Below are 9,619 nucleotides of genomic sequence, written 5' to 3'. Positions count from 1 at the left end.
GCCGAGTTCAACGGCGGCAACATGCTGAAGCAAGCCGGCACCACGGTGCAGTCGCTGGCCAACTCGGACGCGTCCTCGCGCATCACGGTGGCGGCCCAGACGCTGACGATCTCGGCGCTGTCCATCGCGGCCTCGACGATCACGACCAAGACCCTGGCCTCGACGGCGATCGGCGCGATCAACGCGGCGATCACGGAAGTGTCCAGCAAGCTGTCGAAGCTGGGTACGGGCGCCAAGGCGCTCGGGTCCCACCTGAACTTCGTCAACAAGCTCCAGGACACGATCGACGCCGGGGTGGGCAACCTCGTCGACGCCGACCTGGCGAAGGAAAGCGCCCGACTCCAGGCCCTGCAGACCAAGCAGCAGCTCGGTGTCCAGGCGCTGTCGATCGCCAACCAGTCGTCTTCGATCCTGCTCGGCCTGTTCCGTTAAGACCGGCCTGCCCGGGAGCCGGTCCCGGCTCCCGGGGTATTCGCCTAGCGACGGCGGGTGGGGTCACCCGCCCGCCGTTCGCCCCAGCCAGGAGCGCTGCACCCCCGTACAGCGACAGGAGTCATGGACAGCAAGGTTGCGGCCGTCGCAGCCGTCCCCGATCCGGGTTCCGTCCAGGTCACGCCCACCGCCAAGGACCTTCAGCGCGCCCAGGCGCCGGCTGTGGTCAAAGAGGCGGCGTCGAAGGACCTGGGCGCCAGGGACCCCGATCAGGTTTCGATGCGACTGGTCATCGAGATGGACAAGGCCAGCGGCGCCTACGTCTACAAGACCATCAACCGTCTGACCGGCGAAGTCCTGAGCCAGTTGCCCAGGGCCGAAGTGCTGAAGCTCAAGGACGAGCGCCAGTACGCCGCCGGAACCCTCATCCGGACGAAGGTCTGACGTTCGAAAAGGGCGCGCCCGGTTCGCGCGGCCGCTGAGGCAGATTGTCTCAACCGCCCCGGAGATCTCCGGCGGCGGCCATAAGTGTTGAGCGCGTTAACCATCTGCTCACCACGATTTCCTAGCGTTCCAGCACGGTACGGTTGCGAGTCGCAGCCGGAAGGGCCCCTGCCAGGAGCGCGCGATGTCGATCAGCGTCCATACGAACAAGTCCGCGCTGACCGCGCTGCAGAACCTCAACAAGACCAATGCGGAACTGGCGCAGACCCAGAACCGGATCAACACGGGCCTGAAGATCGGCGACGCCAAGGAGAACGCGGCGATCTGGGCCATCGCCCAGGGGCAGCGGGCCGACATCGGCGCGCTGGGCGCCGTGAAGATGAGCCTGGAGCGGGCCAACTCGATCGCCCAGGTCTCGATGACGGCGGGCGAAACCATCTCGGACCTCCTCGTGGAGCTGAAGGCGAAGGTCGTCGCGTCGATGGACACGTCGCTCGACACCAGTTCCCGGACGGCCCTGAACTCGGACTTCCAGGCGATCCTCCGCCAGATCAGCCAGGTGGTGACGAACGGCGAGTTCGACGGCGCCAACCTGCTGAACGGCCTGGGCGGCAACATCCAGTTCCTCGCGAACGCCGAGGCGACGTCGCGCCTGACCCTGTCGACGCGTTCTCTGGCGCTGGGCGGCTCGAACATCACCATCCCGGCGGCGGCGTCGATCACCACCGTGACCATGGCGACCACCGTGCTGGCGCGCCTGGAGACCTCGATCAGCAACGTCAACCAGGCGCTGGGCAACATGGGTTCCCAGGCCAAGCAGATCGAAGCGCACCTGGCGTTCGTCTCGAAGCTGACCGACACGCTGGAAGCCGGGGTCGGGAACCTGGTCGACGCAGACCTGGCCCGAGAGAGCGCGCGCCTGCAGGCCCTTCAGGTGCAGCAGCAGCTCGGCGCGCAGGCGCTCTCCATCGCCAACGCCGCGCCGCAGATCATCCTTCAGCTCTTCCGCGGCGGCTGATCCCTTTCCATCGGGGTGTGACAGGGCCCGGGCGCACGGCGTCCGGGCCTTTTCCGTGCCCGGTTCCCGAGGGGATTTAACGCCTCGTTACGACTGCGCCGCCTAGGATCGGCGCGCGGAGGCCTGCGTCCGCGACGCGTGTGAACATGGTCACCTCGATCGATACGAGCATCCTGCTGGGATATTACCAGTCCCGCGCCGGCGTCGGTGCGGGGGCGAGCGTGCTCGGGTCGTCATCGGCGAGCAAGAAGACCGCGCCCACCGCGCCGTGGAACCAGACCACGTCGGCCGCCGACATCAGCGCGGCCACCAAGGCGGCGATGCAGGGCCGGCGATTCGTCGACGAATCGGGCGCGAAGCTCGACCTCCCGGGGGCGAGCGGGGACTACAGGAAACTCTTCGCCCTCTATCAGGGCCTGTCGGTCCTGATGTCGGTGACCGAGCAGTCGGGCGCGCGGGGGATGACCGCCGCCGACCGCAGCCGCATGGAGACGACGTTCAATCGCGGCCTGAAGGAGATACTCGGCTACGTCTCGGACATGGACCTCAACGACGCCCGCGTGATCCAGGGCGTGGCCAACACGCAGGCCAAGACCACCCTGGGCGTGCCGCGCAACAAGACCGAGTACGTCACGCCGCCCCTGGTCAGCGGCTCCAGCGACAATGTCGTCCCGGCGTTCACCGGGAACGTCCAGTTCAACATCGCGGTCAAGCGCTCCGGGGCCACGATCAACGTGCCGATCGATCTGTCGGGCATGGGCGCGCAGCCGCGGACGATGAACAACGTCGTCGTCTACATGAACCAGCAGCTCGAAGCCGCCGGCGTCGACACGCGGGTGGGCTCGCAGCGTATCTCGGGCGGCCCGCGGACCACGACCGTCGGCGGCAAGACCGTCACGATCGGGACGAATCCCGACCAGTGGGCGCTGAAGATCCGCGCGTCGGCCGGCGAGACCATCACCTTCTCGGCGCCGGCGACGGCGGGCGCGGTCTATGTGGCCCAGGACGTCGGCAATCCGGACCCCGACCGCGACCCGAAGACGAACGACGCGACCACGGCCGCCCAGTTCCTGAAATTCCAGACCGACACCACGGACGTTCCCTCTCCCTTGCAGCGGACGGGCGAGCAGAACTGGGTCGACGGCCGCATATTCTCGGAGACGCTGGGGCCCGAGGTGAAGACGGTGCGCGACACCAAGGTCGCGGCCGACGGTTCGGTCTACATGCTGGCCGATGTGACCTCGAAGATCGCCGGGCAGGAGATCCGCGGCGACCAGGACGTGGCGCTGCTGAAGTACGACGCCTCCGGCAAGCTGGTGTTCGCCCGCACCCTGGGGGCGTCCGACGAGGCCAGCGGGCTGGGCCTGGCGCTGTCGGCCGACGGCAAGATCGCGGTGGCGGGCTCGGTGAAGGGCGCGCTGGGCGGCGCGGTCGACGGGCCGCTGAACTCGACGGGGGCTTTCGACGGCCAGACCGACAGCTTCGTGACCGTCTACGACGCCGACGGCCAGGAGCTGTGGACCCAGCGGCGCGGCGCGCGGGCGGCGGACGAGGCGACCGACGTGGCCTTCGGCGACGACGGGACGGTCTATGTCATCGGCCGCACCAGTTCGGGCAAGCCGGGCGCGGCCCCGATCGGCGGCTCGGACAGCTATATCGAGGCGTTCAAGCCGGACGCCCAGGGCAAGGTCCAGCTGCTGTTCAGCAGCGTCTTCGGCACGGCGGGCACGGACCGGCCGGCGGGGATCGTCGTGGACGGGACCTCGATCATCACGGCCAGCAACGAGGACGGCCGCGGCGTGCTGCGCCGCTTCGACATCTCGGGCGGGACCCCCGTGCTGACCGCCACTCGGGACCTGGGCGAACTCCAGGGCGGCCAGATCACGGGGCTGGCGCTGGAGAGCGGCCAGCTCTTCGTCGCCGGTTCGACGAACAACCCCGGGCTGAACGCCGGGACGGTGACGCGGGCCCACGCCGGCGGCAGCGACGCCTTCGTCGCCCAGATGTCGGCCGACCTCAGCCCCGGCGGCACGCTGGCCTACTACGGCGGGGCGGGCGACGACCGGGCGACGTCGCTGGCGGTGGCGGGCGGCCAGGTGTGGATCGGCGGCGCCGCGGGGACCGACCTGCCGGGCCATCCCGACGCGGTGGGCGTGAAGGACGGCTTCCTGGCCCGCCTGGACATGGCGACCGGGACGATCGACTGGTCGCGGCGCTTCACGGGCAAGGACGGGCGCGCGGCGCCCACCAGCATCGCCGTGGACACCTCGGGCGCCAGCGTCCTCGACCGCATCGGCCTGCCGAAGGGCGAGCTGGACCTGACCGATTCGCCCTACCTGACCGCCGTATCCAGCCTGCGGCCCGGCGACCAGTTCACGCTGAAGGTCTCGGGCCGGACCCAGACGATCACCATCGACCCGAAAGAGACGCTGGACACCCTGGCAGCCAAGATCCGACGGGCCAGCGGCTTCCAGGCCAAGGTGTCGATCGCGACGGCGGACGGCCTGCGCAGCCTGCGGATCGAGCCCAACAACGACCGGGTGATCATGGAGTTCGGCGCCGGCAAGACCGACCGCGACGCGCTGGCCATGCTGGGCGTCCCCGAGGGCGTCGTCCGCAAGACGGTGACCAAGGACGGCGTCACCAAGCCCGCCGACGGCAAGGACATGCTGTACGGGCTGAGCCTGGAACGGGGCCTGAGCATCTCGAACGACGTGGAGAAGCGCCACGCCCTGGCCGTGCTCGGCAAGGCGATGGGCGTGGTGCGCCAGATCTACAAGGACCTTGTCCAGGCCTCGCTGACGCCGGCCCAGCGCGCCGCGCAGGAGGCGGCCAAGGCGGCGAGCGGGCCGGCGCCGGCCTATCTCACCAACCAGATCGCCAACTACCAGGCCGCCCTGGCGCGCCTCGGCGGCTAGGGCCCCGATTCCGAAGTTCGCTCCGGCGCTCCACCCTGATGCAGGTGAACTTCAGATCCACCACACCCGGGTCGCGGCGTCCGGTCGAAAGGCTGGCCGCTTGAAAGGTGGGCGTCGGGGCGATAGCCAGAGCGCATGGACTCCGCCCCCCAGGATCCGCAGCGCCCGCCTCGGCGCGGCCTTCCCCTCATCGCCGTCGGCGGTCTCGCGGCCTTGGCCGCCGGCCTGGGCGTCGCCTGGATGCTCACGTCCGGCGACAAGGCGGCGCCCGAAGCGCCCCCGCCCGCCTCGGAGGGCGGCCTGGTGATCGACGCCACGGGCGAGGACGCGGGCGCGATCGATCCGGGCAAGCCCCTGCGGTGCTTCGTGCAGGGCCAGTTCGTGGGCGAACTCTCTCTCACCGCCTGCGCCCAGCGCAACGGCGTGGCCACCGACGCCCTGGACGTGGGGCTGGACGAGATGGGCGCCCTGACCGCCGCCCAGGAGGCCGGGCAGATCCTGACGCCCCTGCCGCCGGTCGAGCCGGATCCGCCGGTGGCGGTGGAATCGGCGCTTCCGCCCGCCGAGGCCGCGGGGCCGGCTCCCGCTGTCGCGCCGCTGGGAAGCTGCTGGCGGCACGGCGGCGGCCGCTGGCGCCGGGTGGCGATGGACACCGACCTGGGATCGTGCGTGCAGCAGCTCTTCTCGGGGCGCTGTGAGCGGCCGGGCGGGGCGACCTATGGCCGGTTCGGCCAGCAGACCCTGCGGCTGGTGGCGGGGCGCGTGGAGGTGTCGGACGACAACCGCGCCTTCCGCACGCTGGCGCCCCAGGCGCCCGATTGCAGCATTCCGCCTCTCTGAGCGGACTGGTAGGCTGGCGCCATGACCCGTCGAACCGCCCGTTCCGTTCCGGCCCGTTTCGTTCCGGCCCGCGCCGCAACCACCCTGGCCCTGGCCCTGGCCCTGGCCCTGGCCGCGCTCGCGCTGGCCGGCTGCAGCCAGAAGACCAAGCCGCCGGGGGACGCGGGGATCTGCTACCACGTCGTGCCCCAGGCCGACGGGTCGATGAAGTACAACAAGCTGGTGGAGGCCGCGAGCCTCGAGGTCTGCGCGGCGAACCTCGAGGCCATGCGCATCAAGTTCCTGCGCATGGGCGGCAGCCAGCAGGAGATCTACGGGGCCTACCAGGCGAATTTCCTGTTCCTGCAGAAGGAGGGGGTGCTGACCTCGACCTCGCTGGAGGGACCGCGCTACGTGGCGCTGGTACGCACGGGCGACGGCCGGCTCGCCATACCGGGCGCGATGCCACAGGAATAGCTGTGGACGGCGAGTGGAACAAAATTAGAACATTTCTTGCCGGCGCGGTCCGTCCGCGCTAGCGTGGGTGCCTGGGCCCTTCGCCCGCAACCTACGGAAAGCAAGGACAAGATCGATGGCGGGCAGCGTCAACAAGGTGATCCTGATCGGCAATCTGGGCGCCGATCCCGAGATCCGCAGCCTCAACTCCGGCGACCGCGTGGCCAACCTGCGAATCGCCACCTCCGAGACCTGGCGTGACCGCATGAGCGGCGAGCGCAAGGAGAAGACCGAGTGGCACCGGGTCGTGGTGTTCAACGAGAACATCGTGAAGGTCTGCGAGAACTACCTGCGCAAGGGCGCGAAGGTGTACATCGAGGGCAGCCTCCAGACGCGGAAGTGGCAGGACCAGTCCGGCCAGGAGAAGTTCTCCACCGAGGTGGTGCTGCAGAAATTCCGCGGCGAACTCACCATGCTGGACGGCCGCGGCGGCGACGCCGAGCGCAGCGACGACGGCTATGGCGGCGGCTATGGCGGGGGCGGCGGCTTCTCCTCGGGGCCGCGGCAATCCAGCTCGGCGCCGCGCGAGGACTTCTCGGCCAACCTGGACGACGAAATCCCGTTCTAGGGGAATCGAGGCCCTCCTTTTCTCGTGAAGAGGGAATTTGGTTTCGATTCTGCAGACGGACGCAGGCGTCGGCTTCGCGCCAGTCCACTTCGCGCCAGTCCACTTTGTGCCGGCCGACCTCGTGGGGCAGCGGTTCGCCCGGTCGCCTGGACGCTTGATCTGCGGAGGCGGGGCTCAGCCCTCCGGCTTCGGCTCGGGCGGCGGGCAGACGTCGCCGATGCGGCGGGCCTCGGTGGTGGCGCGGCCGGCGACGTCCAGGCCCAGGAACTCGGTGGCGATGTCGGCGGTGAGGGTGAAGCTGGTGGGCGTGTAGGCGCCCGAGCCTTCGACGGCGACCTTGTGGCCCTTCTTGCTGACACAGGTTCCCTTGAGCCGGATCCGGCCGCTCGAGATCACGCGGGTGGGATAGGTGCAGGCGTAGTGGCGGTTGGAGGGGCCGGCCATGAACTTGTCCACGTCGGCCGGCGTGATGCAGCGCTTCTCGGTGGAGGTCTGGCGGATCGGCGACAGCAGCCTGTTCGTGGATTCCCAGTAGCCGGGCTGGATCGCCGGCGCGGCCGAGGCGGCCGGCGCGCCGAGCAACAGGAGGACGAGGGCGGTGCGGAGCATGGATCTGACCTAATCGGCGAATTCGGCGTCAGGGTGGCGGCCGCGACCTGGACCGGGCCTCACGGCGCGGGTGGGAGAGGCCCCGGCTTCGGGACGGCGGCGTCGCGGATCGCCTGGTCGCGGATCATCTGGCCCGCCTCGTCGTAGAGGAAGGGCAGGAAGGCGTAGCGGCGTCCCTGCGTGACGGGCGTGGCCTCGTGCAGCAGGCTGCAGGCGAAGACCACGGCGCCGCCTGTGGGCGGGCGGTAGGTGCGGGCGCCGAACTCCGGGAACCGAAGGTCGCCGCCCCGGAACGCCTCCGCGTTCAGGTTGATCGAGACGGCGAAGCGGCGGTGGGCGGTGGCGATCGTCAGATTGTCGCGGTGCGGGCGGAAGTAGCCGCCTTCGCCGGCATCGTAGCAGGCCACCAGGAAGCGCTCGAGCCGGGTGGCCTGGAACTGATAGGTCCGGGCGATCATCGGGATCAGGCTGGCCGAGAGCGCCTCGCGGATGCGGGCCTGGAGGTCCTCGTCCTCCACCATGACGTCGCGGCGGCTCTTCATGCCGTCGAGGACCCCGACGGTGCGGCCGTCGATGTCGCGCATGACGCCCGAGGGCTGGCCGCCCTGGGCCTCGTAGACGTCGATCAGGGTGCGGCAGAGGTCGGGCTCGAACACCCGCGGAACGATCAGGGCCGGGGCCACGGCCGGCGCGCCGCCCTCCCGCCCCGGGGCCGGCAGGCCCGGAAGGCGCGCGAAGAGCTCCGCCGGATCGCCCAGGGGGGCGCGGTCCAGGACGCGCAGGGCAGGGTCCAGCAGCAGCCAGCCCTCGTCGGGGCGGAACCTGGCGGCGATCGCGCCGTCGGGGTCGAGCAGCCAGTGCAGACCGGGCGGGGCATCCGGCGGGAGCTGGTCGAAGGATGTCGCGCGGCCGACGAAGACCGCCCCCAGGCGAACGCCGTCGAACTGCGTCCGGGCGGCGTCGAACGCGGCCATCGCGGCCGTCCGGGCGGGGGCGTCCGGCGCGAACGCCAGCAGGACATAGCGCCCGCCCAGGGCGCCCGAGTGGAACCGCGGGTTGGGCCGTGAGACCCCGTCGAACGGCGGTGCGAACTCGCCGACCGACAGGGGCGGGAGCCGCCAGGTCATCCCGGGGCGCCCTCGTGCGCCGTCTGGCGGGCCTCGTAGGCCGCGCGGACCGCGGCGCCGGCTTCGTCGAAGAGGAACGGCAGGAAGGCGTAGCGGCGCCCCTGCGTCACGGGCCGCGCCTCATGCATCAGGGCGCAGGAGAACACCACCGCCCCGCCCCGTGGGGCGCGGTAGGTCTGCGGGCCGTACTCCGCGAACCGCAGGTCGCCGCCTTCGAAGTCGTCGTTCAGGTTCAGCGAGCAGGCGAACCGGCGGTGCGCCGTGCCGTGGGTGGTGTTGTCGCGATGCGGATGGAAGACGCCGCCGTCGGCGGCGTCGTAGCAGCTCACCAGGTAGCGCTCGATGCGCGTGGCCCTGAAGCCCAACGCCAGTTCGATGAAGGGGAACAGGCGTCGCTCCAGGCGTTCGCGCAGGGCGGCCTGGAGGGCCGGGTCGGTGATCCAGATGTCGCGGCGGCGCTTGAGGCCGTCCATGACGGCCACGGTGCGGTCGCCGGCGTCGCGCATGACGCCGGTGAAGGCCCCGCCGTCCGCGGCGTGCATCGCCATGAGGGCGGCGCAGAGCTCGGGCTCGAAGATCCGGGGCGCGACGAGGACCGGCGCGTGCAGCGGCGTGTCGGCGTGGCCGGCCGGCGGGGGCAGGGCGGCCAGCCGGCGCATGAAGGCCGCCCCCTCGGCGGCGGGCTCGACGGCCATGACCCGCAGGGTGGGGTCGAGAAGGATCCATTGCGGCTCGGGGCCGTAGCGGGCAGTGATCCCGCCGCCCCGGTCGAAGACCCAGCGGAGGCCGCGCATGTCCTGCGCCCCCTGGACGGCCAGCCCCGGCGGAACGATCACGAAGGCCGAGGCGAAGGTGTCGTCGAAACGGGACCGGTTCGCCGCCAGGAGCTGGAGCGCGGCCGCATGGGCGCCGGCCTCGCGCGGGGGCAGCAGGAGCACGACATAACGGCCGGCGGCCGTGTCGAAGACGAACTCGGGACTGGAGGCCGTGGGCGCGATGAACCAGGGCGCCGGCTGGCCGTAGCGGAGCGACATGCCGGCATATCTAGAACCCGCGGCGCGCGCGGTCACGTCCTGACGGCAGTCCGCTTTTCCTCGCGTACGCGTGCGCGTGCGTGCGCGCGAAGTGGCCTTTCCGGGTCGCGGATGCTAGTTGAAGGTTTCACCAG

The 9,619-nt window shown here is 70.7% G+C and carries 10 protein-coding genes; 7 read left to right on the top strand and 3 right to left on the bottom strand.

The genetic code is table 11. The annotated features are described in order from the left end of the window. From WG212_RS21555 to ssb, 7 genes are all read left to right on the top strand, one after another. The coding region (locus tag WG212_RS21555) for a flagellin (protein ID WP_337189173.1) at positions 1-432 on the top strand (432 nt) is incomplete at its 5' end. A 123-nt stretch (positions 433-555) separates the two neighbouring features. Next, entirely contained in the window at positions 556-876 is a 321-nt protein-coding gene (locus WG212_RS21550) for a flagellar protein FlaG (RefSeq protein WP_337189172.1), read from the top strand. Positions 877-1,060: 184 nt separating this feature from the next. Then, the gene (locus tag WG212_RS21545) at positions 1,061-1,894 is read left to right on the top strand and encodes a flagellin (RefSeq protein WP_337189171.1); all 834 of its coding nucleotides are present in this window, start codon (positions 1,061-1,063) and stop codon (positions 1,892-1,894) included. Between the two features lie 146 nt (positions 1,895-2,040). Further along, on the top strand, positions 2,041-4,812 hold the full coding sequence (locus WG212_RS21540; RefSeq protein ID WP_337189170.1) for a hypothetical protein: 2,772 nt from the start codon (positions 2,041-2,043) through the stop codon (positions 4,810-4,812). A 135-nt stretch (positions 4,813-4,947) separates the two neighbouring features. Continuing rightward, positions 4,948-5,652, top strand: a complete 705-nt coding sequence (locus tag WG212_RS21535; RefSeq protein WP_337189169.1) for a hypothetical protein — start codon at positions 4,948-4,950, stop codon at positions 5,650-5,652. Positions 5,653-5,673: 21 nt separating this feature from the next. Continuing rightward, the gene (locus tag WG212_RS21530; RefSeq protein ID WP_337189168.1) at positions 5,674-6,108 is read left to right on the top strand and encodes a hypothetical protein; all 435 of its coding nucleotides are present in this window, start codon (positions 5,674-5,676) and stop codon (positions 6,106-6,108) included. A gap of 115 nt (positions 6,109-6,223) precedes the next feature. Beyond that, on the top strand, positions 6,224-6,715 hold the full coding sequence (gene ssb, locus WG212_RS21525; protein WP_337189167.1) for a single-stranded DNA-binding protein: 492 nt from the start codon (positions 6,224-6,226) through the stop codon (positions 6,713-6,715). A 174-nt stretch (positions 6,716-6,889) separates the two neighbouring features. Here the strand turns inward: ssb and WG212_RS21520 are convergent, their stop codons facing one another. From WG212_RS21520 to WG212_RS21510, 3 genes are read right to left on the bottom strand one after another with little or no spacing between them, the layout of a single operon-like run. Next, positions 6,890-7,324, bottom strand: coding sequence for a DUF3617 family protein (locus tag WG212_RS21520; RefSeq protein ID WP_337189166.1), 435 nt, complete (start codon positions 7,322-7,324; stop codon positions 6,890-6,892). 59 nt (positions 7,325-7,383) lie between these two features. Further along, positions 7,384-8,451, bottom strand: coding sequence for a 2OG-Fe(II) oxygenase (locus WG212_RS21515; RefSeq protein ID WP_337189165.1), 1,068 nt, complete (start codon positions 8,449-8,451; stop codon positions 7,384-7,386). Beyond that, positions 8,448-9,485 (bottom strand): 2OG-Fe(II) oxygenase, encoded by a 1,038-nt coding sequence (locus WG212_RS21510; RefSeq protein ID WP_337189164.1) that lies wholly within the window; start codon positions 9,483-9,485, stop codon positions 8,448-8,450. Before WG212_RS21510 ends, WG212_RS21515 begins: the two co-directional genes overlap by 4 nt. Positions 9,486-9,619 lie beyond the last annotated feature (134 nt).

This window comes from Phenylobacterium sp., assembly GCF_037189685.1.
In the GTDB taxonomy this organism is placed as follows: domain Bacteria; phylum Pseudomonadota; class Alphaproteobacteria; order Caulobacterales; family Caulobacteraceae; genus Phenylobacterium.
Note: the sequence above shows the minus strand (reverse complement) of the source record. Positions and strands in the feature narration are given on the sequence as shown.

Coding starts and splice junctions, on each gene's coding strand:
- WG212_RS21550 (WP_337189172.1), top strand. CDS start 556: ATGGACAGCAAGGTTGCGGCCGTCGCAGCCGTCCCCGATCCGGGTTCC.
- WG212_RS21545 (WP_337189171.1), top strand. CDS start 1,061: ATGTCGATCAGCGTCCATACGAACAAGTCCGCGCTGACCGCGCTGCAG.
- WG212_RS21540 (WP_337189170.1), top strand. CDS start 2,041: ATGGTCACCTCGATCGATACGAGCATCCTGCTGGGATATTACCAGTCC.
- WG212_RS21535 (WP_337189169.1), top strand. CDS start 4,948: ATGGACTCCGCCCCCCAGGATCCGCAGCGCCCGCCTCGGCGCGGCCTT.
- WG212_RS21530 (WP_337189168.1), top strand. CDS start 5,674: ATGACCCGTCGAACCGCCCGTTCCGTTCCGGCCCGTTTCGTTCCGGCC.
- ssb (WP_337189167.1), top strand. CDS start 6,224: ATGGCGGGCAGCGTCAACAAGGTGATCCTGATCGGCAATCTGGGCGCC.
- WG212_RS21520 (WP_337189166.1), bottom strand. CDS start 7,324: ATGCTCCGCACCGCCCTCGTCCTCCTGTTGCTCGGCGCGCCGGCCGCC.
- WG212_RS21515 (WP_337189165.1), bottom strand. CDS start 8,451: ATGACCTGGCGGCTCCCGCCCCTGTCGGTCGGCGAGTTCGCACCGCCG.
- WG212_RS21510 (WP_337189164.1), bottom strand. CDS start 9,485: ATGTCGCTCCGCTACGGCCAGCCGGCGCCCTGGTTCATCGCGCCCACG.